At 68.0% G+C, this 22120-nt stretch carries 19 protein-coding genes and 1 pseudogene; 10 read left to right on the forward strand and 10 right to left on the reverse strand.

Annotation, left to right across the window (positions count from 1 at the left end):
• Positions 1-13: 13 nt before the first annotated feature.
• Entirely contained in the window at positions 14-706 is a 693-nt protein-coding gene (locus N536_RS0105925) for a type 1 glutamine amidotransferase domain-containing protein (protein WP_029112767.1), read from the reverse strand.
• A gap of 144 nt (positions 707-850) precedes the next feature.
• Between N536_RS0105925 and msrB the strand changes: the two genes are divergently transcribed.
• Together msrB and N536_RS37560 are read left to right on the forward strand one after the other, a co-directional pair.
• Positions 851-1309, forward strand: a complete 459-nt coding sequence (gene msrB / locus N536_RS0105930; RefSeq protein ID WP_029112768.1) for a peptide-methionine (R)-S-oxide reductase MsrB — start codon at positions 851-853, stop codon at positions 1307-1309.
• A 74-nt stretch (positions 1310-1383) separates the two neighbouring features.
• A complete protein-coding gene (locus N536_RS37560) occupies positions 1384-4137 on the forward strand; it encodes a LuxR family transcriptional regulator (protein WP_036435553.1) in 2754 nt (917 codons plus the stop codon).
• 34 nt (positions 4138-4171) lie between these two features.
• Here the strand turns inward: N536_RS37560 and N536_RS0105940 are convergent, their stop codons facing one another.
• The 6 genes from N536_RS0105940 to N536_RS0105965 form a co-directional block, all read right to left on the reverse strand.
• Positions 4172-5086 carry a zinc-binding dehydrogenase gene (locus N536_RS0105940; RefSeq protein WP_029112769.1) on the reverse strand — a complete coding sequence of 305 codons (915 nt, stop codon included), beginning with the start codon at positions 5084-5086 and terminating at the stop codon, positions 4172-4174.
• Positions 5087-5178: 92 nt separating this feature from the next.
• Positions 5179-5547, reverse strand: a complete 369-nt coding sequence (locus N536_RS0105945; RefSeq protein WP_029112770.1) for a nuclear transport factor 2 family protein — start codon at positions 5545-5547, stop codon at positions 5179-5181.
• A gap of 113 nt (positions 5548-5660) precedes the next feature.
• Complete coding sequence (locus N536_RS0105950; protein WP_029112771.1) at positions 5661-6650, reverse strand: Gfo/Idh/MocA family protein; 990 nt, start codon at positions 6648-6650, stop codon at positions 5661-5663.
• Complete coding sequence (locus tag N536_RS0105955) at positions 6647-7525, reverse strand: sugar phosphate isomerase/epimerase (protein ID WP_036435555.1); 879 nt, start codon at positions 7523-7525, stop codon at positions 6647-6649. Before N536_RS0105955 ends, N536_RS0105950 begins: the two co-directional genes overlap by 4 nt.
• Positions 7522-8529, reverse strand: a complete 1008-nt coding sequence (locus N536_RS0105960; protein WP_029112773.1) for a Gfo/Idh/MocA family oxidoreductase — start codon at positions 8527-8529, stop codon at positions 7522-7524. The genes N536_RS0105955 and N536_RS0105960 overlap by 4 nt, the downstream gene beginning before the upstream one ends.
• Positions 8526-9683, reverse strand: a complete 1158-nt coding sequence (locus N536_RS0105965) for a phytanoyl-CoA dioxygenase family protein (protein ID WP_029112774.1) — start codon at positions 9681-9683, stop codon at positions 8526-8528. The genes N536_RS0105960 and N536_RS0105965 overlap by 4 nt, the downstream gene beginning before the upstream one ends.
• 175 nt (positions 9684-9858) lie before the next feature.
• Between N536_RS0105965 and N536_RS0105970 the strand changes: the two genes are divergently transcribed.
• The 7 genes and pseudogenes from N536_RS0105970 to N536_RS0106000 all read left to right on the forward strand — a co-directional run bounded on the left by N536_RS0105970 (position 9859) and on the right by N536_RS0106000 (position 17887).
• Positions 9859-10863 carry a LacI family DNA-binding transcriptional regulator gene (locus N536_RS0105970; protein WP_029112775.1) on the forward strand — a complete coding sequence of 335 codons (1005 nt, stop codon included), beginning with the start codon at positions 9859-9861 and terminating at the stop codon, positions 10861-10863.
• A gap of 89 nt (positions 10864-10952) precedes the next feature.
• Positions 10953-11810 (forward strand): PfkB family carbohydrate kinase, encoded by an 858-nt coding sequence (locus N536_RS0105975; protein ID WP_231514426.1) that lies wholly within the window; start codon positions 10953-10955, stop codon positions 11808-11810.
• Between the two features lie 357 nt (positions 11811-12167).
• The gene (locus tag N536_RS0105980; protein ID WP_369798389.1) at positions 12168-14102 is read left to right on the forward strand and encodes a 2-oxoacid:acceptor oxidoreductase subunit alpha; all 1935 of its coding nucleotides are present in this window, start codon (positions 12168-12170) and stop codon (positions 14100-14102) included.
• Positions 14099-15178, forward strand: coding sequence for a 2-oxoacid:ferredoxin oxidoreductase subunit beta (locus tag N536_RS0105985; RefSeq protein ID WP_029112778.1), 1080 nt, complete (start codon positions 14099-14101; stop codon positions 15176-15178). Before N536_RS0105980 ends, N536_RS0105985 begins: the two co-directional genes overlap by 4 nt.
• Positions 15179-15194: 16 nt before the next feature.
• The gene (gene mobA, locus N536_RS0105990) at positions 15195-15767 is read left to right on the forward strand and encodes a molybdenum cofactor guanylyltransferase (RefSeq protein ID WP_369798384.1); all 573 of its coding nucleotides are present in this window, start codon (positions 15195-15197) and stop codon (positions 15765-15767) included.
• A 1144-nt stretch (positions 15768-16911) separates the two neighbouring features.
• Positions 16912-17139: pseudogene (locus tag N536_RS0105995) on the forward strand (transglycosylase family protein); the annotation flags it as partial.
• A 241-nt stretch (positions 17140-17380) separates the two neighbouring features.
• The gene (locus tag N536_RS0106000) at positions 17381-17887 is read left to right on the forward strand and encodes a transglycosylase family protein (protein WP_029112781.1); all 507 of its coding nucleotides are present in this window, start codon (positions 17381-17383) and stop codon (positions 17885-17887) included.
• Between the two features lies 1 nt (position 17888).
• On the opposite strand, the gene N536_RS0106005 is transcribed toward N536_RS0106000, so the two are convergent.
• The 3 genes from N536_RS0106005 to N536_RS0106015 are packed head-to-tail and all read right to left on the reverse strand — an operon-like array spanning position 17889 to position 20014.
• Entirely contained in the window at positions 17889-19064 is a 1176-nt protein-coding gene (locus N536_RS0106005; protein WP_029112782.1) for an FAD-dependent oxidoreductase, read from the reverse strand.
• 36 nt (positions 19065-19100) lie between these two features.
• Positions 19101-19628 (reverse strand): PaaI family thioesterase, encoded by a 528-nt coding sequence (locus N536_RS0106010; RefSeq protein ID WP_051574273.1) that lies wholly within the window; start codon positions 19626-19628, stop codon positions 19101-19103.
• Entirely contained in the window at positions 19625-20014 is a 390-nt protein-coding gene (locus tag N536_RS0106015) for a helix-turn-helix domain-containing protein (protein WP_029112784.1), read from the reverse strand. Before N536_RS0106015 ends, N536_RS0106010 begins: the two co-directional genes overlap by 4 nt.
• 87 nt (positions 20015-20101) lie before the next feature.
• On the opposite strand from N536_RS0106015, the gene N536_RS0106020 reads away from it, so the two are divergent.
• The gene (locus N536_RS0106020; protein ID WP_029112785.1) at positions 20102-22111 is read left to right on the forward strand and encodes a S9 family peptidase; all 2010 of its coding nucleotides are present in this window, start codon (positions 20102-20104) and stop codon (positions 22109-22111) included.
• Positions 22112-22120 lie beyond the last annotated feature (9 nt).

Below are 22120 nucleotides of genomic sequence, written 5' to 3' on the forward strand. Positions count from 1 at the left end.
ATGTGGCACACCCCTACGTGAGCTCTTTGAGGAATTCACGCGCCACCGGTCCCGCCGACGCGGGATTCTGGCCGGTGTAGAGATTGCGGTCGACGACGGTGTAGGGCTTCCACATCTGCCCGCGGGTGAAGTCCACGCCCAGCTTGACCAGTTCGTCCTCGCAGGTCCACCGTGCCTTGGCGCGCAAGCCGACCGCGTCCTCCTCGTCGTTGGTGAAACCGGTGACCCGGTAACCGCTGAACGGGCTGACGCCGTTGCGTCGGGTAGCGAGCATGGCGACCGGCGCGTGGCACACGATGGCCAGCGGCTTGCCGGACGCCAACGCCGCGATCAGCAACCTGCCCGAGTCGGCGTCCTGCCACAGGTCCTCCATCGGCCCGTGCCCACCGGGGTAGTAGACGGCGTCGTAGTCGTCGACGCGGGCCGTGGCGAGCGCAATGGGGTGCCGCAGTTCCTCGGCCGACCGCAACACCTCCTCCAGGTCGAGCGCAGTCTGCGCGCCGCCCGCCATCGCCGGGCGCAGGCTCATGGAATCGACGTGCGGCACCACCCCGCCGGGGCTCGCGACCACGACGTCGTGGCCCGCTCCGGTGAGTGCCGCGTACGGCGCGGCGAATTCCTCGGCCCAGTAGCCGGTGGGATGCCGCGTCCCGTCGGCAAGCGTCCAGTAGCTTGCACCGGTCACGACGAACAAGACCTTTGCCATGGCGAGCACCTCTTCCCTGTCAATGCGATGACCCCAGCGTCGGCCAACGAGCTGCTCGTTCGCGCCCGTGGAAGTCACTGGTCCGATTCCCACCAGGGTGTTTCACGGGCGCGACGACCCGCTCGTGCGCGTCACGCTCGATCCATGAACGAGGACTACAACCGCAACCCGGCTGCGGTGAACGCGCTCTCGCCGGAGCAGTACTACGTCACCCAGCAGGACGGCACCGAGCGGCCGTTCACGGGTGAATATCTGGACAATCACGAACCGGGCATCTACGTCGACGTCGTGTCGGGCGAGCCGCTGTTCGCGTCGGTGGACAAGTACGACAGCGGCACGGGATGGCCGAGTTTCACCAAGCCGATCGAGCAGCCTGATGGCTCGACGAACGTCCTTGAGGGTCCCGATCCGCACTACCCGACCCCGGTCACCGAACTCCGCTCGACGTTCGCCGACAGCCACCTCGGGCACGTATTCGACGACGGCCCGCCCGACGCGGGTGGACTGCGCTACTGCATCAACTCGGCCGCGCTGAGGTTCATCCCGGTCGACGACTTGGAGTCCGAGGGCTACGGCGCCTACGAAGCGCTCTTTACAGACTGAGGTCGCAGCACTTAACCCTGTTGCATCTCGTGCGCAGCGACTAGCATCTGACTGCCCTGACGAGAGGTCAGTCGATGGATGGGCAGTTGCTGGGCCGCGAACGCGAATGCGCCGCAATCGACCAACTCCTCGTGCAGGTCCGCGAGGGGCGCAGTGGCGTGCTCATGTTGCGCGGTGAGCCGGGGATCGGCAAGACCGCCCTGTTGCGCCACATGTCCGACCGGACAACCGGATTCACCACCCTGCGGTGCACCGGTGTGGAATCGGCGATGGAATTGCCCTTCGCCGGCCTCCACGAACTGTGCTCGCCGTTGCTGACTTCGTTCGCTGATTTGCCTGAGTCGCAACGGGTTGCGCTGACCGTGTCGCTCGGATTGGCGGCGGGACCGAGCCCGGACCGGCTGCAGGTGGCACTCGCCACGCTGGGTCTGCTGGCGGCGGCCGCCGAACAGAAACCGGTCCTGTGCGTCATCGAGGACGCCCATTGGCTGGATCAGGCCTCGGCTCAAGTCCTCGGCTTCGTCGGACGACGACTGCTCGCCGAACCGGTTGGGCTGGTGTTCGCCGCCCGTCCGCCCGTGACGATGCCCGATCCACTCGCGGGTCTGCCGGAACTGGGCGTGGATGGTCTGGACACTCGCTCGTCGGGCGAGTTGCTGCGGTCGGCTGGCACGGTGACGGTCGATGAGGACGTCCGGGCTCGGATCATCGACGAGACCCGAGGCAATCCGCTCGCACTGCTCGAACTCGGCGCCACGATGGGGGCGGCGTCGTTCGCCGGCGGCTTCGCCACGCTCGCCGGCACCAGCCTGAGTGCTCGCATCGAAGACGAGTACCTCGCGCGCCTGAGCGACCTACCGCGAGATACGCAACGACTGGTCCTGCTGGCAGCCGCCGACCCCGCAGGCGACGTCACGCTGATCCACCGCGCCGCTGCATCTCTTCACATGGGCATCGACGCCGCCGATTCCGCCGTCGACGCCGGTCTGCTGGCCAAGGGCGGGACGTTGAGATTTCGTCATCCGCTGTTGCGCTCGGGCGTCTATCGGGCGGCCAGCGTGGACGAACGGCGCACGGCCCACGGCGCTCTCGCCGCCGCGACTGACGGGGACGTCGACCCGGACCGACGGGCATGGCACCGCGCCTACGCGGCGTCTGCCGCCGACGAGGAGGTCGCCGCCGAGCTGATCGGCTCGGCAGGCCGCGCGCACGCCAGAGGGGGCGCAGCGGCGGCCGCAGCATTCTTGGAGCGCGCGGTGGCGCTGACGCCCGAGCCGGGCGACCGCGCCCCTCGCGCGCTTGCCGCCGCAGAGGCCAAGTTCGCGGTCGGTGACCTGCAGGCCGCCGCCAAACTGCTGGCGCAAGCCGAAAGCGGCCCATTGGGTGCAATCGACCGGGCGAAGGTCGACCTGATCCGCGGCGCGATGGCGTTCACGCAATACCGGGGCGGCGACGCGCCAGCACTGTTGTTCAAGGCGGCCAAGGGTTTTCAACCGTTGGACCTCGAACTCGCCCGCCTGACGTACCTTCAGGCGCTCATCGCTGCGGGATACGCAGGACGGCTCGGCGACTCGGACCTCCGGGTGCGCATCGCCCGGGCGGCGCAAGCACTTCCGTTGGATCCGGAACCGATTCCGGCGACGCATCTGCTGGTACATGGCATCGCGACGTGGTTGTCCGACGGTTACGTCGCGGCGGCCCCGGCGCTGAAGGAAGCAGTGCGGCGGCATCGCAGCGCGGCACCCGACCCGGGCGTGGTCGGTTTTGCCTTCAACGTCATGGCCATGCACCTGTGTGACGACGTGGCCTGGTACGAGATGGTGATCGGCCAGGTGGACCTGGCCCGGGAGAGCGGAATGCTCAGCTGGCTGCCGTTGGCGCTGGATTCGTTGGCCGAGTTCTACGTCCACGCGGGCGAGTTCGCCAGGGCAGAGGCGTTGGTGGCGGAGGTCGACCGAATCGACCCAGTGGTGGCCGCCGCGACCGCGCCGCGCATCGCGTTTCTGATCGCCGCGTGGCGTGGGGACGCCCCGGCGGCGCGCGGAGCGCTCGAGGCAGTCGTCGAGTCGGCAGAGGACCGAGGCGAGGGGTGGGCGCTGACGTATGCGGAGTACGGGAACGCGGTGCTCCACAACGGGCTCGCCGACTACGCTGCCGCAGCAGACGACGCCGAATATCCCAGCGCCAGCTTCGATCTCGAGCCCGGATACACGGTGCGTGCGCTGTTCGAACTCGTGGAGGCGGCAACGCGATGCGGGCACCGCGACCGCGCTGAGCTTGCGGCGGAACGGATGTCGGCGGTCGCCGCGGCCAGCGGCGGCGACTATGCCTGCGCCATGGACGCCAGGTGTCGCGCGATGCTCACCGATGGCGACGCCGCCGAGGAGTTGTACCGCGAAGCCATCGAGCGGTTCAGTCGGACGCGGATGGCCGTCCTGGTCGCGCGTTCCCGGCTGAGCTACGGCGAGTGGTTGCGACGCCAGAACCGCCGGATCGACGCGCGCAAGCAATTGAAACCGGCATATGAGGCGCTGGCCCAGATGGGCGCGAACGGATTCGCCGCGCGGGCCCACGCCGAACTGGAGGCGACGGGGGAGAAGGTTCGTCGGCGCAGTGTTCCGTCAAGCGGAGAACTCACGCCGCAGGAAGAGCAGATCGCCCAACTCGCGCGGCGACGACGTACGAACCCCGAAATCGGCGCGCAGCTGTTCCTGAGTCCACGGACCGTGGAATGGCATCTGCGAAACATCTTCGCGAAGCTCGAGATCGGTTCCCGCCGCGAGATCGACACCGCGTTGGCGCGCCGAAAGTCTTCTCTCCTCGACTAACCGTCGGCCGCCCGCGGCCCGCGGGTACTGAGCGTCAGGAGACGTCCAATACCGCCTTGCCTGGCACGCGGCGGCCAAGGAGCGCTTCGGCGGCAGCCGTCACGTTGTCCCACGAGTCGCGCAGCCCGATCTGTGGATCCAATTGCCCGGCGGCCAGCAATTCGACCAGGTAGTGCAGGTCCGCACTGAAGGGCGCGCGAACCGTGAAGGGCTCCAAGCGCTTCCGTGCCCCGCGATTGCGTTCCACCTCGAAGTCTATGGTGGTGGGCTGGTTGGACGCCATGCCGATCGACTGCACCGAGCCGCCGTCGCCGACGAGGCCGAACGCCTGGGCCAGCAGCGGACCACCCACGTTGTCGAGAACGCCGAACACGGGCTCGGTGACGGCGTCGAGCCCGACGGTCACCTCGGCAGCACCCAGTTCCGCCAACCCGGCGCCCCTCGCTGCGCTGCCGACCGCCGCGATCACGTGCGCACCGGCCCGCGCGGCGAGTTGCACGGCGAACCGGCCGACCCCTCCCGATGCCCCGGTGATGAGAACCCGCCGGCCCACCACGGGACCCAACGCTCGGAGTGCTTGCAGCGCAGTGACTCCGGCGACCGGAAGTGCGACGGCGTCGGCGAACTCCACCGCTTCCGGTAGTACGGCGAGGTTGCCCGTCGATGCCGCGCGGCGCTCTGCCCACCCGCCGGACCCGTTGAACGACACCACGCGCGTCCCAGGAGGCGGGCCGCTGCCGTCGGCCGCGGCTTGGACGACGACACCCGCCGCGTCCCATCCCGGCACCTCGCCAGGCTGGCGCATGCGCTCGATGAAGTGGATCTCGCCGAAGTTCAGTGCGATGGCTCGGACCTCGATCAGGGCTTCGCCGTCGGCGACGGTCGGTGGGTCCACCTCTCCGAAGCGCAGATTGATGGGAACCTGTGGGTCGTACACGACGGCGCGCATGCTTGTCGCAAACCCTCAGGCCTGCGAGATTATTCCGCCGCAACGCCAACCGGCGCCGACCACGGCGGTGGTCAGCGCCGGCGGCGTCGTGGTCAGATGGCTGCTGGCACCTTGTCGAGGAAGCCCAATACGGTCTGGATGCGACCGGCGTCATCGATCACGGCGACGTCGAATCCGACGATAGGTGCGGTCTCACCGGCCGGTCCCAGCTCCCAACCGAACCGGACCTGGTCGTGGTGGCCGTCGACCGGACCGGCCAGGCGAAACACGAAGCCCGGGAACTGTTGCTGCACGGCGCCAATGGTGGCAGCGATCGCCTCCCGACCCTCGGCCACTGCCAGCGGGTCGACGTAGCGGGCGTCCTCGGAGTACAGCCGATCGACCGCCGCGCGACGGGCCGTCGGATCGGTCGCGTTCCAGCTGTCGATGTAACCCTGTGCAAGGTCGTCGTAAGCAGTCATGGGGAGCCTCTCTTGCCTCGGCGGTCCGGCCTCTCCGGCACCGACACCACTACCTTGGCTGGGCGTCATGCCGCGTGTCGATTACCCGCCGGGTAGTTGAATTGGCCTCGGGTCTACCGGGGTTCCATGCCTGCCGCGCGGTACGCGGAGTCGATCAGGGCCATGTTCGCGACGGCGTCGGCCGTGCCGAAGGGCAGTGGCGTGCCGTGCTCTACGTGATCGGCGAAGGCCGCCAACTGGTAGACGTAGGAGGGCCGTGTGCCCAGGCGTTCCACCGTGCTGCCATGCGGGGTGTTGACGGTGATCCTGTCGTCGTGGTGCGGCTTGATGAAGTCGTGCACCAGCAGATCCCCGGCCGTGCCGACGATGCGCATGGTGAACGAACGGTCTTCTGCCACCATTGAATTGGCGGACAATCCGGTGGCGCCGCCGGGGAACGCGAGCTCGACGTCACACCAGCCGTCGACGCCGGGGACGTGCTGATCGGCATGCGCGTGGGTGATGGACGGCCGCCCGCCGATGCCGGGCACCTCGAGGCGGCCCAGCGACCGCATCACGTGCAGGCCGTAGCAGCCCAGGTCCATCAAGGCGCCGCCCGCCATCTCGAGCGACCAGCGCGGATCGTCGTCGCTCGGCGCCGGCATCGCCATCCGCACCTCGACGTGGGTGATGTCGCCCAAGGTGCCGTCGGCGGCCAACCCGAACGCGCGCGCGGTGACGGGATGGAAGTAGTAGTGGAAGGCCTCCAGCACGGTCACGCCTGCGGCGTCGGCGGCCTCGGCGACCTGCCACGCCTCGGATTGGTTGCGCGCGAAGGGCTTTTCAGTCAACACCGGCTTTCCCGCCTTGACGGCGGCGAGGTTCCACGGCGCATGCAACGAATTGGCCAGCGGGTTGTAGAGGACGTCGACGTCGGGGTCGTCGATGAGGTCCTGGTAGGAGGCGACGACGCGTTCCACGCCGTGCTTCTCGGCGAACGCCTCCGCCCTGACCCGATCCCGCGCCGCCACGGCCACCAGGCGGTGGCCGAGTTCGGCGGCAGGTCCCACGATCGCCAACTCCGCGATCCGCGACGCACCGAGCACCCCGATGCGCAGGGTCATGCCGTGACGGCTCCGAGGAACGCGACGCTGGCCAGCACGTCGCCGACGGGACCTTCGCCGGCCGGCTCGCCATCCAGGATCGTGTCCTGCTCGAGTACGAACCAACCGTCGAAACCATTGTCCCGCAACACCGAGACGATGCCGGCGATGTCGACGTCACCGGTGCCGAGCGGGGTGTACATGCCGGCCCGCACCGCGTCGGTGTACGTCAACTCACCCGACTGCACCTTGGCCGCCAACGCGGCGTCGACGTCCTTGAGGTGAGTGTGCGCGATGCGGTTCGGCACGGCCTTGGCCAACTCGAGCGGATCGGTGCCGCCGATCAGAAGGTGACCGGTGTCCAGGCACAGCGGGACGGACGAGCCGGCCAGCACCCGGTCCACGTCCGCGCGGGTCTCCACCAACGTGCCGACGTGTGGATGCAGCACGGCAGTCAGCCCGCGCGCCGACACCATGGTCGCGAGCCGGTCGAGGTTGGAAAGGAGTGTCGCCCACTGGCCGTCGTCGAGAACGGGGCGCGAGTCGTAACCCTCGGATCCGGTCGCGGCGGCTAACACCACCATGCCCGCGCCCGCGGCGTGCAGTGCCTCGAGCGGTCCGGCGAGGTCGACGGCCGGATCGTGGTCGGCGTCGTGCAGCACGACCGGCACGAATCCTCCGACGCACTCCAGGTCGTGCGCGTGCAGCACCGACTTCAGTTCAGCGGTGTCCGCGGGCAGGAAGCCGTCGGGCCCCAGCTCGGTTGCGGTCAACCCGGCGCCCCGCATCTCCGAGAGAACTCGGTCGGGCGCCAACTGGTAACCCCAGCCCGGCACTTCGCAGACGCCCCACGAGATCGGGGCCCCGGCAATCTTGATCTGCGCTGAAGTGGTCATGAGTTCCGTACCTCCTCGATGCGCACCGGCGTACCCCGGCGCAGGGACTCGGTGGCCGCTTCGGCCAGCCAGGCCACCTCGACGGCGTCTGCCACGGTGGCGCCCGGAATCGGGCCACCGTTGGCGACCTGGACGAATGCGGCTAGCTCGGCGCGGAACGCGTCGGTGAAGCGGTCCATGAAGAAGTGGTGCGCAGGGCCGGCGGGGAAGGTGTTGCGGGGATCCATGTTTCGCACCGGTGCGCCCTCGTCCCAACCCGCCACGACGCTGTCGTCGAAACCGTGGACCTCCAGGCGGCAGTCGTAGCCGCGGGCGTTGTACCGTGCCGCGGACACCAGGCCGATGGCCCCGCCGTCGAACGTCACCACCACGGCGGCGGTGTCGACATCGCCGTACTCGGCGAATCGGGGATCGCCCTGGACGGTGCCGGTCGCGTACACCTCGACGGCACGTTGCCCCGTGATCCAGTTCAGAACGTCGAAGTCGTGCACGGCGCAGTCGCGGAAGATGCCGCCCGAGCCGGCGATGTACTCCATCGGCGGGGGAGCGGGATCCATCGTGGTGCTGCGCACGGTGTGCAGGGTGCCGAGCGACCCGTCGTCGACAGCGCGCTTGGCGGCCGCGAACGCCGCGTCGAACCGGCGCTGGTAGCCGACCTGGACGGGCACGCCGGAGCGGGCGATCACCTCGGCGACTCGGGCGCTCTCGGCGGCGGTGGCGGCGATCGGCTTCTCGCAGAACGTCGGGATGCCGCGTTCGACCGCGGCCAGCGTGAGCGCCGCGTGGGCCGGGGTGGCGGCCGCGACGACCACGCCATCGACGCCAGAGGACAACAACTCCTCGACGGTGTCGACGGCCTTGGCGCCGTGTTTGGCGGCCACCGCGGCGGCGACGTCGGTGCGCTCGTCGGTGACCACCAGCCCGTCGATACCTTCGAGGGCACTGAGGGTTTCGGTGTGGAAGGCGCCGATGCGCCCCAGCCCGATTACGCCGAGGGTGGTCATGGGATTCTCCGTTCGTGTTGATCGCCGAGTGCGATGTCGAGTGCTTCTGGGGTGAGACCGCCGGCCAGCGCGGCCAGTACGGTGTCGACCTGGCTTGGCGGTGCCAGGCTGCCGATCGGCTGATCGCGATCGAGATTGGTGGGGAAGGCATAGCCCTCGGCGGCGGCGTTGACTACGTTGCGGATCTCCCGATCCGGTCGGCCGGCGGCCCGCATCGCCTGCAGTGCCGGGTAGACCGCGCGCACCATCGCGGTGCGGTCCAGCGCCTCCATCGCGCGGCCGAATGGCGACGAGATCTGCAGCAGGTTCGCCATCCGGCGGATGTCCGTCGACGTGTTGGCCCCCGCGCCGTGGTACAGCGCGGGATTGAAGAACACCGCGTCGCCCTTGCGCAGCGGCACCTGCACGTGATGGCGCGCGAAGTAGTCGATGAACTCGGGGCGGTAGAAGGCGACGTAGCCGCCGGCGTAGCGCTGCGAGTGGGGCAGCAGCATCGTGGGCCCGCTGTGCAACGGCATGTCGCAATGCGCGACGGCACCCTGCAGGGTCAGCATCGCCGACATCCGGTGCACGTGTGCGGGGAAGGCCGTCAGCTGATCGGCGGCGACGAACCCGAGGTGGTAGTCGCGGTGCGGAACCTGTGCGGCGCCACCGGGATTCACGACGTTGACCTGCGAGGTGACCTGATACCGCGGGCCGAGCCAGGCCTGTGAGACGAGCGCGAGCGCGTCGGCGGCGTAGTAGTCGGCGAACACGGCGGGTGCGTGCAGTGCCAGTTTCTGCGCGGCGTTCCAGATCCGGTCGTTGGCGCCAGCCTTGCCGAAGTGGTCGCCGGCGGTCACCCCCCGCTGAGCCTCGATGATCGCGGTGAACGCCTCGCTCGCCGCGTCCACGACGTCGGCGTCGAAGGCGCCCTCGAAGACCACCACGCCGGGGCCGTCGGCGAGTGCGCGGATCAATTCGGCTTGCAGGCGGCACCGGTCCGCCGTCGCCACGGTTTCGGCGGAGTAGACCAGGACGTCACGACGGACATCGACGGCGAGTGGGTAGTCGGCGAGGTCGGTGTGCTGCGATACCAGCGCGTGGAAGTCGTTGAGATTGCAGTCCCGCTCCTCGATCCACGCGCCATGCGTAGTGGTCAGCGGCGCAGGCATACCCGTTAGTGTTGTTGTGATCCGCGCCGCAATCAACACCAAAAAACCATCAAAAACCCCTCACGATTGCGGCCTCACCCCAGCGATTTGGGCGTGGAGACGCTCGCTCAGCGAGCGAAATCACGCCGAAATCGCGGTGAGGGAGGGGGGAGGGCGAGAGAGGAGGGGGACGAGGATGGCGCGTCGGTACAAGGTCCGCGAGATTGCCCAGCAGTCGGGGCTGAGCGAGGCGACCGTCGACCGCGTCCTCAACGAGCGGCCCGGCGTACGGGAGAACACCCGCGCCGAAGTCATGCAGGCGATCGCCGACCTCGACAAGCAGCGCGCACAACTGCGGCTCAACGGTCGCCGCTACCTCATCGACGTGGTGATGCAGACACCGCGGCGGTTCTCGGACGCGTTCCGGGCCGCGGTCGAAGCCGAGCTGCCCGCCTTCGCGCCTGCGATGCTGCGGGCCCGCTTCCATCTCTGGGAGTCCGGATCGAGCGCCCAGATGGTCGAAGCCCTCGGACGGATCCGTGGCAGTCACGGCGTGGTACTCAAGGGACAGGACGAGCCCGAGGTGGCCGAGGCCGTCGACCGGCTGGTTGCCGCGGGCGTGCCCGTGGTGACGTACACGACGGACGTGCCGACCAGTGCGCGGTGCGCCTATGTCGGCATCGACAACCATGGCGCGGGTGTCACGGCCGCGTACTTGATGGATCAGTGGCTCGGCTCGGCACCGTCGGACGTGCTGATCACGGTGAGCCGCACGGTGTTCCGGGGCGAAGGCGAGCGTGAGGTCGGGTTCCGATCGGCATTGCGCGGCACCGGGCGGGGCATCGTCGAGGTGAGCGACAGCGACGGCATCGACGCCACCAACGAACGCCTGGTCCTCGAGGCGCTCGACCGGCATCCCAACGTCGAGGCGGTCTACTCGGTCGGCGGCGGGAACACCGCCACCGTCGCCGCATTCGACCGGTTGGGACGGAACTGCAGAGTCTTCATCGCCCACGACCTCGACGCCGACAACCGGCGGCTGCTGCGCGACGGGCGCATCTCGGTCGTGCTGCACAACGACCTGCGCGCCGACGCGCGGCAGGCCCTGCGCTTGATCCTCCAGCAACACCAGGCGTTGCCGCCCGAACCCGCCCGCCCCACTCCGATCCAGGTCGTGACGCCCTACAACCTGCCCGGCTAAGCGCCGGAATCGTCGATTCGCGGCGATCACGACTATCATTTCGCCCCAATGGCGACGACACCCGCCGACGTAGACCAGGAGACGGATCGGTGCGGCGACAGCGCCTCAAGCTCATCCACGGCGTGACCGTGCTCGGCAACTTGGCCATCGACGTCATCGACGGCGCGCCGAAGAGCCCGGGTGGCTGCGCCTCATTCTCCGGGGTCGCCCTGGAAGACGCGGGTGGACCCGGTCGCATCGTGGCGTTGGCCGCCGAGACGGACCATGCCCTGTTCGATGCGTTACTCGAGCGGTTCGGCTCGATCGTCCGGATCTTGCCCGCCGACAGGACCAGCGCGTTCAGTCTCGACTACGACGACGTGGACCACCGCCGGATGTCGGTCGACGCCATCGGTCCGGTGTGGGGTCCGGCCGAGATCGAAGCCGCCGATCCCGACACCACCTGGGTTCACCTCGCACCGCTGCTGCGCACCGACTTTCCGGCAAGCACCGTCGCCCTCCTCGCCGAACGAGGACATCGAGTCGCCTACGACGGGCAGGGGCTCGTCCGCGCCGACCGGCTCGGACCGCTGCTCGTGGACCGGCACTACCCGCCCGAACTGCTCCGCAACGTCAGCGTGCTCAAGCTCGCCGAGGACGAGGCCGTCATCGTCGCCGACGGCCCGTTCGACCAGTCGACCGCCAAGAAACTCGGCGTCCCCGAAATCCTCGTCACGTACGGATCCGAGGGGTGCGACATCTACACCGACGACACGGTCGTCCGCGTGCCGGCGGCATGGCGCGTCGAAGGCGTACAGACCACGGGGGCGGGCGACATGTTCACGTCCTGCTACGTGGCACATCGCGCCGCGGGGGCCGGTCCGCGCAGGGCCGTCGAACTCGCGAGTGAACTCGTCGCCCGCGAACTCGATCGCCGGCTGCGGGTCGGTTCCTCCGACCTGGTGTAGCCGCAGGTAACGCAGGCAAAGTCGACACGTGTCAAAACCGCCCCGGTCGTGCTAGCCATCCGGCTACTCGTCGGTAACCGCATCCTTAGAGAATGACGTTCTCCGAACGTGACGAAAACCACAATTTCCTCGCCTTCGGCTGGAGATCATGTCACTGACCTGCGATCTCTCCTTTCATTTACTTCCCGGTAACCGGCGGGTCCTGAACAGGCCAGACTAAGGAAAGTGCAATAATCGGTACTACCAGTGACATACAAACTTGGTGGACGTCATATCGACGGCGCATCGCACGATCGCGACGCGAAATGGTGTGACCAGAACAGCATGTGAAAGGCAGGGGTCGTGGGTCAAAACGGCATCGTCAACGGCGCCGGGACGAACCCAGCCCCGCCGCAGAAGCTCGAGAAGGTCGTCATCCGGTTTGCCGGTGACTCCGGCGACGGCATGCAGCTGACCGGTGACCGGTTCACCACCGAAGCCGCCCTCTTCGGCAATGACCTTGCGACGCAACCCAATTACCCGGCCGAGATCCGCGCGCCACAGGGCACCCTGCCCGGTGTGTCGTCGTTCCAGATCCAGATTGCCGACTTCGACATCCTCACCGCGGGCGACCGGCCCGACGTCCTCGTCGCGATGAACCCCGCCGCGCTCAAGGCCAACGTCGCCGACCTGCCCCGCGGCGGCCTGATCATCGTGAACTCCGACGAGTTCACCAAGCGCAACCTGGCCAAGGTCGGCTACGAGGCAAACCCGCTCGAGACCGACGAACTGTCCGACTACGTCGTGCAGGCCGTCGCCATGACCACGCTGACGCTGGGCGCCGTCGAGCCGATCGGCGCCACGAAGAAGGACGGTCAGCGGGCGAAGAACATGTTCGCGCTCGGCCTGCTGTCCTGGATGTACAGCCGCGAGCTCGAGCAGAGCGAGATCTTCATCCGGGAGAAGTTCGCCCGCAAGCCGGAGGTCGCCGAGGCCAACGTGCTGGCGCTCCGTGCCGGCTGGAACTACGGCGAGACCACCGAGGCGTTCGGCACCACCTACGAGGTGTCGCCTGCCCAGCTGAAGTCCGGCGAGTACCGCCAGATCTCCGGCAACACCGCCCTCGCGTACGGCATCGTCGTCGCGGGTCAGCTGGCGAACACGCAGGTGATGCTCGGCAGCTACCCGATCACGCCGGCGTCGGACATCCTGCACGAGCTGTCCAAGCACAAGAACTTCAACGTGCTGACCTTCCAGGCCGAGGACGAGATCGCAGGCATCGGCGCCGCACTGGGCGCCTCCTACGGCGGCGCGCTCGGCGTGACGAGCACCTCCGGACCGGGGATCTCGCTGAAGTCGGAGGCCATCGGCCTCGGCGTGATGGCCGAACTCCCACTACTGGTCGTCGACGTCCAACGCGGTGGGCCCTCGACGGGACTGCCGACCAAGACCGAGCAAGCCGACCTGCTGCAGGCCCTGTACGGCCGCAACGGCGAGTCGCCGGTCGCGGTGTTGGCGCCCAAGTCGCCGTCGGACTGCTTCGACATCGCCGTGGAGGCCGTGCGCATCGCGCTGACCTACCGCACCCCGGTGATCGTGTTGTCGGACGGCGCCATCGCCAATGGCTCGGAGCCGTGGCGCATTCCGGACGTCACGACGTTCGAACCGATCGACCACAGCTTCGCCAAGTCCGGCGAGCCGTTCCAGCCATACGCCCGTGATCCGGAGACGCTCGCGCGCCAGTTCGCGGTCCCGGGGACGCCGGGCCTGGAGCACCGCATCGGCGGGCTGGAATCGGCGAACGGTTCGGGCAACATCTCCTACGAACCGAAGAACCACGACCTGATGGTCCGGTTGCGCCAGGCGAAGATCGACGGCATCCCGGTCGACGACATCGAGGTCGACGATCCGAGCGGTGAGGCCGAACTGCTCCTCCTCGGCTGGGGCAGTTCCTATGGCCCAATCGGTGAGGCATGCCGACGCGCCCGCCGCAAGGGCATCAAGGTGGCGCACGCCCACCTGCGCCACCTCAATCCCTTCCCGGCGAACCTGGGCGAAGTCCTGCGCCGTTACCCGAACGTGGTGGCCCCGGAGATGAACCTGGGTCAACTTGCACTGCTGCTGCGGGGCAAGTACCTGGTCGACGTGCAATCGGTGACCAAGGTGGAAGGCATGGCGTTCCTCTCCGAAGAGGTCGAGGGCATCATCGATGCCGCTCTGGACGGAACGCTCGGCGAAAAGGAAAGCGACAAGGCCAAGTTCGCACGGCTGGCAGCAGCTACCGTGGACAGTGCCGTAGGAGCGGATGGATGACTGACGTTATCGGGGCAGATCTCGGGTTGACGCCTGCCGGCCTGACCAAGATCAGCGGCGTACCGACCACCGACGAGCCGCAGAAGGCGAAGGACTTCGCCAGCGACCAGGAGGTGCGCTGGTGCCCGGGTTGCGGTGACTACGTCATCCTCAACACCATCCGCAGCTTCCTGCCGGAACTCGGTCTGAAGCGCGAGAACATGGTGTTCGTCAGCGGCATCGGCTGCTCGAGCCGGTTCCCGTACTACCTGGAGACCTACGGTCTGCACTCCATCCACGGTCGGGCCCCGACGTTCGCGACGGGTCTGGCTCTCGCCCGCGACGACCTGTCGGTCTGGGTCGTCACCGGTGACGGCGACGCGCTGTCCATCGGCGGCAACCACCTGATCCACGCGCTGCGCCGCAACGTCAACATCACGATCCTGCTGTTCAACAACCGGATCTACGGGCTGACCAAGGGCCAGTACTCACCCACGTCCGAGGTCGGCAAGGTCACCAAGTCGACGCCGATGGGCTCGCTGGACTACCCGTTCAACCCGGTGTCGCTGGCGCTTGGCGCCGAGGCGTCCTTCGTTGGTCGCGCGCTGGACTCGGACAAGAAGGGTCTGACCGAGGTGCTGCGGGCCGCGGCCATGCATCGCGGTGCGGCGCTCGTGGAGATCATGCAGGACTGCCCGATCTTCAACGACGGCTCGTTCGACGCGCTCCGGAAGGAGGGTTCCGAGGACCGCCTGATCAACCTCTCCCACGGCCAGCCGATCACGTTCGGCGCCAACGGCGAGCAGTGCGTGGTGAAGTCCGGATACGGGCTGGAGATCGCCAAGACCGCCGACGTGGCGCCGTCCGACATCGTGGTGCACGACGCCAACCTCGACGACCCGGCCTACGCGTTCGCGCTGTCACGGCTGTCCGAACAGAACCTCGAGCACTACGTGATGGGCATCTTCCGTCAGGTGAATCGGCCGACGTATGACGGTGCCGCGCGCGAGCAGGTCAAGTCGGCCATGGATTCCAAGCCCCACGACGCTGCGGCTCTGCAATCCTTGCTTCGTGGCAAGGACACTTGGACCGTCTAGTAACGGTGAAATAGTCGTGACGACCCCGCTGGCTGCCGTGATTTTGGCCGGCGGGGCTTCTCGGCGCATGGGCCGCGACAAGGCGACGTTGACCGTGCCGGGCCGGACGGGCGGGACGACGCTCGTCGAGCACACCGTGGCGACTCTTGGGGATCGTTGTTCCCCCATCTTCGTGGTCGCGGCACCCGGGCAGGCGCTTCCGGCGCTGAACGCCGTGGTGCTGCGCGACGACGTGCGTGGCGTCGGCCCGTTGTTGGCGACGGCCCGCGGTCTGCGGGCGGCGGCCGACGCCGGTTGTGAGCTGGCTTTCGTCTGTGCGGTCGACATGCCCTATCTGACCGTCGAGCTCATCGACCAGCTGGTTGGGCCCGCTGTGCGCCTCGGCGCGGACGTGGTGCTGCCATGGGACGGGCGGGATCACTACCTCGCCGGTGTCTATCGCACCGCGCTGGCCGCCCGCGCCGACGACCTCGTGGCGGCGGGCGAGCGCAGCATGCGCGCGCTGGTCGGGCACGCGGACACCCAACGCATCGTCATGCCCGAGCAGCGCGCACTCACCAACGTGAACACCGCAGCCGATCTCGTCTGAGCCGGCACAGCAAATTACCAATTAATGCGCGAACTGGTCGCAATTCACGACTAACACCATTAATTGGAATTCCTTGTGACGCTTGGTGCATGTTATTCATGAAGTAATTGTGGGCGGCGTCTGCCGGTCCGGATGTCGGACGGTGCGGTCGGCGCCCTGAAATCCACTAGGGGAGTGCGGATTTGATGGCCGCTTCCCCTGGCGGGAATTCTTCGGCTTTCGGCTGGGAATACGACGGAGGGGTCGGGCACGCGCCACCATTCGCGGTAAGCGCCGGTAGGCGCGTCGAACGGGCAGCGCCGGAGCCCGGGTAGGGACGACGCGCGCGGTGGCGGCTCCCGAGGCGACTCGGACGCGCGACTCGAAAGACAATGTCGCCCAGCGTGATTCGCAAAAACACCATGGTAAGTCGAGCTCCGGACGAATCATGGCCGCAGAACTACGTGCTCGCTCTTGGTCGTTGAAATGCAGTGACTTGCAACGGCATTCGGTCGCGTGATCCAGCGCAGCGCGGCACCGCCCGTCAGCGAACCGGTTTCCGGCTCCCAACCGCGTTGGTGCACGTCCAAGCCCTTTTCGACCGGTGAAAGTGGCCAAAGGTGCTGGTGTGAAACCACTTTTAGTGGGCGGGGTCACACAAAGATGGTGATCTGCCTCACCTTTCCAGGGTGATCGCGCAGAGCGTCCACCGCGCCGAAACTCACCGTTCACCTGCGCGAACAGTCCATAAGCCCGTCGTGATCTGTTCGTGATGTACCCGCGACACGTATGTCGCTAAACATGACTTTGCGTCGAAAGATTTGTACGGTCCCTGAGTCTCCAAATGGAGCAAATAATTTCAAATACCACGAACCTGCGTGTGAGCGGGGCTGCGGTGGGCCACGGGCCCCCGTAGGCCGGGCGTGATGCCCGCGAGGCGAAACCGGCCTCCCGCTGTCGTGCCCGACCGAGACGGTGCGACCCAATCCTGCCGCCTGGAATCCAGGCATCTACGTCCGCGTCCGCCGCGGGCATCTTTGGCGCGCGCTTGGCGAAAGGATCGAAGTTGAAGAACATCCGCAAGACGCTTGGACTGGCCACCTTTGCCGGGGCGCTCGTGATGGCTCCGATGGCGCTGGGCGCCGGTACCGCGAATGCGGAAGGTGGGGTGAACTGGGACGCCGTCGCAGCCTGCGAGTCCGGCGGGAACTGGCACATCGCCACCGGCAACGGCTACTACGGCGGCCTGCAGTTCACCATGGGCACCTGGCGCTCCAACGGAGGAAGCGGCTCGCCGCACCAGGCCAGCCGCGAGGAGCAGATCCGCGTCGCCAACAACGTGCTCAAGAGCCAGGGCATCGGCGCCTGGCCGGTCTGTGGCCGGCGGGGCTAATAAACCCAGGTCGACCACTTGCAAGGGTGACGAAACGGTGCCGGGCGACACGCCCGGCGCCGTTCTTCTCTTTTACCCCGTCTACCTCACTGTTCTCTGCTTTCCATCACGCCCCGGTAAAGAACTTCCACCTCTTCTGTAACGCGTGAGCCGCATCACACGAATTACCGAGTGATCGCGTCAATAACGCAGCGCTGTTGGAGCGGTCCTCGTGTCAAACCGGTCGGGGAAGGACCGCAAGATGAACGTTCGTAACGGCATTCGCAAGATAGTTACTCGCAGCCTGAAGGTTGTCCTGGTCAGCGGCGCCTTCGCCGTCGCGGCGATGGCCATGTCCAGCGTGCTGGCCTCGGGCACTGCCCACGCCGACAGCATGAACTGGGACGCCGTCGCCCAGTGCGAGTCCGGCGGCAACTGGGCCGCCAACACCGGAAACGGTCACTACGGCGGACTGCAGTTCAAGCCGGCCACCTGGTCCTCCAACGGCGGCGTCGGCTCGCCCGTCGCCGCGTCGCGCGAGGAGCAGATCCGGGTCGCCGAGAACGTCCTCGCCAGCCAGGGCGCCAAGGCATGGCCCAAGTGCGGCGCGCTCGGTGGTACCCCTCCGCTGTGGACCGCGTCCACGGCCCAAGTTCCCGTTCAGGCCCCGATCGCCACCGGCTGCGCGGCCATGCCCACCAGCGGACTGCTCGGCTTCATCAACCCGCGCCAGATGTGCTCGGCGCTGCTCGGTCCGCTGGGACGCTGATCTAACGGCCGCCCTGGGGTAGCGCAAATGCCGACCGGGACGCGACTGACGCCAGATGGCGGGTCAGGAGTGCCTCCGGCACCAGCGCCGAGGCCCGCATCACGGCGGCACCAACGAACGAAGGCCGGACGTTGACGATCTCGCCCAGCAGCCTCGATTCACGGATCAGGGACCGCAGTCGGGGCCGACGGAAGTCGGCGAAACGCGCGAACGCAGCAGGCAGGTCGTCTTCGTGCCCGACATCGTCGTTGAATCCCACGTAGTGCGCCAGGATCGCGGCGTCCTCGAGGCCCTGGCAGCCGCCCTGGCCCAGGTGGGGCCGCATTGGATGGGCGGCGTCGCCGACGAGGACCACGCAACCGCGCGCCCACTGCCGGGCCCCGGCCCGGTCGTAGAGATCGTTGCGCAGCACGTCGTCGGGATCGGTCGCCGCCAACAACGTGGGAATCGGGTCCGCCCAGCCGGAGTACTTCGACCGTAGATAGTTCAGTTCACCCTCGGGCGCGCACCGGCCCTCCGGGCTGCGTTCGGTGCCGAACCAGTAGGTGTGATCCGGGCCGAGGGGCACGTGGCCGAATTCGGTTCCCGAGCCCACGGTCTCGCCGGACAAGTTCGGGTCCAGCGAATGGTCGGCGACGCCGCGCCACGCGGTGTAACCGGTATAGCGGCGGGGCAACGCACCGTTGAGATGACGCGCCACCACCGAGCCCACACCGTCGGCCCCGACCACGCCATCCGCCTCGCGGGCCGTGCCGTCAGCCAAGGTGATCCGCACACCCGAGCCGGTCGCGACGAGTTCGATTACCGGGCAACCGAATTCGATGGTTCCGTCGGTCAGCGCATCGGCGAGCAGGTCCATCAGCACCGCGCGCCGGATCACGACGAGCGGCTCGCCGAGTGCGCGCGTCATCCGGTCCGGCGACGGGTGGCGCAGCCACGATCCATCACGCCAACGCATGGCGCCTGCGGATACTTGGCCGCCCGACGCGCGGACGGCGTCACCAAGACCGAGCTCGTCGAGGGCGGCCAGGGCGTTGGGCCAGATACTGATCCCCGCGCCCGACGACGTGTCCTTCCGTTCCTCGACGATCGTGACCCGATGGCCGTTGCGTTGCAGTGCGGCGGCCGTCGCCAGTCCCGCGATGCCTGCGCCGACGACCACGATGCGTTTCCCCACGCGACGAAACTAGCGTGGCGACGCGGGTTTACCTGGTCAGAGGTCGAATACCAACAGCGTGCTGGTGGCGGTCGCGACGATCGCGCCGGCGGGGTCGGTGACGACGCCCTCGGCGAAGCCGACCCGTGACCCCGACTTGACGACGGTGCCGGTCGCGGTCAGCAGGCCGCTGGTCAGGCGGACCGCCTTGAGGTAGTTCACCTTGATCTCGATGGACGTGTATCCCTTGCCCTGCGGCAGCGTGCTCTGCAATGCACATCCGACGACGGAGTCGAGCAGCGTGCAGACCAGGCCACCGTGGACCATGCCGATCGGGTTGTAGGTGGATTCGTCGGGGCGGCACGTGAAGACGACCCGGCCGGGATCGACCGCCACCAGTTCGAAGTCCATCAGTCCGGAGATGGGCGGCGGCGGCAACGCCCTGTCGGCCATGGCGCGCAGGTAGTCGATGCCCGCCATCGCGAGGCCCCTGGCCGTGGTGGGAGCGGGGTCGTGCCATTCGACGACCTTCGAGCGACGCTCGCCCCAGGAGTCCTCGAAGGTTTCGCTCAGTTCGGCGGTCAAGCTCTCTCCTCTTGTTCGGCGATGGTCCAGTAGCGGCGCAGCCGGTCCGGATCGTCTGGGTCGATGGCGTGGTTCGTGCCCCACTCCAGCAGGGCGTCGAGGACCGGGATGAGGGCCCGGCCGGCATCGGTGAGCCGGTATTCGTCGCGCGGCGGGGCGCTCTGATACGGCACCCGCTTGACGATGCCGGCGCTCGCCAGTGTCTTGAGCCGGGCCGCGATGCGGTCACGGGGCGCCCCGGTGCCGCGCACGATGTCGCTGAACCGGGTGGCCCCCACCGCGATCTCCCGCACGACGAGCAGTGACCACCGCTCACCGACGAGTTCGAGCCCAGCGGCGATCGGACACGGACGTCCCGGTAGATCCGCGAGCGGCACGGTGGACACCCGACCAGCCTGTCAGGTGTTGGTTTGAAAATCAAACCTAGGCCGCAAGAGGTCGAGGCGCTGCATGCGGTGTGCTACCAACGGCAGGTGAGCCCGACAGCGTTCGACGATCTCGACGACTTCCTTGCCCTCCCGCGCGTGTCCGGCCTGGCGGTATCGCCCGACGGGTCCCGCGTCGTCACGACGATCAGTGAACTCAACGACAAGCGCACCGAGTTCGTCAGCGCCATCTGGGAGTTGGATCCCACGGGCCAGGCGCCCGCGCGACAGCTGACCCACGGCGCCAAGGGAGAGTCGGCGCCGACGTTCACCGCACGCAACGACCTCTTGTTCCTCGCCGCACGCGCCACCGGCGAGGACGACGAACCACCGGCATCCCTGTGGCGGCTTCCGGTGTCAGGCGGCGAGGCGACGCAGATTCTCGAACTGCCCGGTGGCGTCGACGCCGTCCACGCCGCCCGGCAAGCCGAGGTCACGCTCGTCGGCACCACCCTGCTGCCGTCGGCGACCGGCGTCGACGACGACGAGCGGCTGCGGGCGTTGCGCAAGGACGCCAAGGTCTCGGCCGTTCTGCACACCGGCTACCCGGTGCGGCACTGGGACCACGACATCGGACCGGCGCTGCCGCACCTACTGGAAGTTTCCGGCGGGCGGGAGCGCAGCGACTCGGGGGATGAATCCGGCGTCCGTGACCTGACCCCAAACCCGGGCCAGGCCATGCGCGAAGCGCACCTCGACGTCAGCCGGGACGGGCGATTCGTCGTGACGTCGTGGCACGCACCAGGCCCGGGCGCATCCCTGCGCAGCAAGTTGGTCCGCATCGACGTCGGCACGGGTGAACGCAGCGTCATCGCCGACGACCCCGCCGCCGACCTGGAGGCCCCGGCCGTCTCACCAGACGGCACCGCCGTCGTATTCACCCGCGAGACCATCTCCACGCCGTCGCTGGCGCCGCGAATCACGCTGTGCCTCATGCGCTTCGGTGAGGACTTCGTCGAGATCGCCACCGCATGGGATCGCTGGCCCACCTCGGTCGCCTGGTCGGCCGACGGCACACACCTCGTCGTCACGGCCGACGAGGCGGGCCGGGGTCCGGTATTCGTCGTCGACCCCGCCACGTCCGAGGTCACCCGGCTCACCGAGGACGACTTCACCTATTCCGACGTGCGGACCGCGCCGGGTGGCGTGGTCTACGCGCTGCGCAGCAGCTACGCGACGCCACCGCATCCCGTCCGCATCGACCCCGATGGCACCGTGACGGTGCTGCCCAGCGTCGAAATGCCGGTGCTGCCAGGTGATCTGACGGAGGTGTCCGCCGCGGCGCCCGACGGTACCCCGATCCGGTCGTGGTTGACGCTGCCCGCCGGCGACGGCAAGGCGCCGCTGGTGTTGTGGATCCACGGCGGCCCGTTGGGCAGCTGGAACTCCTGGCACTGGCGGTGGAATCCGTGGTTGCTGACGGCCCGGGGGTACGCCGTGTTGATGCCCGACCCGGCACTGTCGACGGGGTACGGCCAGGAATTCATCCAGCGTGGTTGGGGCGCATGGGGTTTCGCGCCCTACACCGATCTGATGGCCGCGACCGACGCGGCGTCTGCGCACCCTCGAGTGGACGGCACGCGCACCGCGGCGATGGGTGGTTCATTCGGGGGATACATGGCCAACTGGATCGCCGGCCACACCGACCGGTTCGACGCCGTCGTCACGCACGCCAGCCTCTGGGCGCTCGACCAGTTCGGGCCAACCACCGACGGCGCGTACTGGTGGGCGCGTGAGATGACCACGCAGATGGCCGAGGAGAACAGCCCGCATCGGCACGTCGCAGCCATCCGGACGCCGATGCTGGTGATCCACGGCGACAAGGACTACCGCGTGCCGATCGGCGAAGGCCTACGGCTGTGGTACGAGCTGCTGACCGACTCGGGCCTACCCGCCGCCGACGACGGCACCAGCCTGCACGAATTCCTCTACTTCCCGACCGAAGGCCACTGGGTGTTGGCCCCGCAGCACGCCAAGATCTGGTACCAGGTGGTGACGGCATTCCTGGGCAAGCATGTCCTCGGTGAGCAGGCAGGGGTCCCGGAGATCCTCGGCTGATGGGCCCGC

Origin of the sequence: Mycobacterium sp. URHB0044, assembly GCF_000620625.1 — a bacterium.
Classification (GTDB): domain Bacteria; phylum Actinomycetota; class Actinomycetes; order Mycobacteriales; family Mycobacteriaceae; genus Mycobacterium.

Coding starts and splice junctions, on each gene's coding strand:
- N536_RS0105970 (WP_029112775.1), top strand. CDS start 9,859: ATGGCGCGTCGGTACAAGGTCCGCGAGATTGCCCAGCAGTCGGGGCTG.
- N536_RS37560 (WP_036435553.1), top strand. CDS start 1,384: ATGGATGGGCAGTTGCTGGGCCGCGAACGCGAATGCGCCGCAATCGAC.
- N536_RS0105940 (WP_029112769.1), bottom strand. CDS start 5,086: ATGCGCGCCGTCGTGTACGACCCACAGGTTCCCATCAATCTGCGCTTC.
- N536_RS0105955 (WP_036435555.1), bottom strand. CDS start 7,525: ATGACCACTTCAGCGCAGATCAAGATTGCCGGGGCCCCGATCTCGTGG.
- N536_RS0105985 (WP_029112778.1), top strand. CDS start 14,099: ATGACTGACGTTATCGGGGCAGATCTCGGGTTGACGCCTGCCGGCCTG.
- N536_RS0105965 (WP_029112774.1), bottom strand. CDS start 9,683: ATGCCTGCGCCGCTGACCACTACGCATGGCGCGTGGATCGAGGAGCGG.
- N536_RS0105960 (WP_029112773.1), bottom strand. CDS start 8,529: ATGACCACCCTCGGCGTAATCGGGCTGGGGCGCATCGGCGCCTTCCAC.
- msrB (WP_029112768.1), top strand. CDS start 851: ATGAACGAGGACTACAACCGCAACCCGGCTGCGGTGAACGCGCTCTCG.
- N536_RS0106000 (WP_029112781.1), top strand. CDS start 17,381: ATGAACGTTCGTAACGGCATTCGCAAGATAGTTACTCGCAGCCTGAAG.
- N536_RS0105950 (WP_029112771.1), bottom strand. CDS start 6,650: ATGACCCTGCGCATCGGGGTGCTCGGTGCGTCGCGGATCGCGGAGTTG.
- N536_RS0105925 (WP_029112767.1), bottom strand. CDS start 706: ATGGCAAAGGTCTTGTTCGTCGTGACCGGTGCAAGCTACTGGACGCTT.
- N536_RS0105945 (WP_029112770.1), bottom strand. CDS start 5,547: ATGACTGCTTACGACGACCTTGCACAGGGTTACATCGACAGCTGGAAC.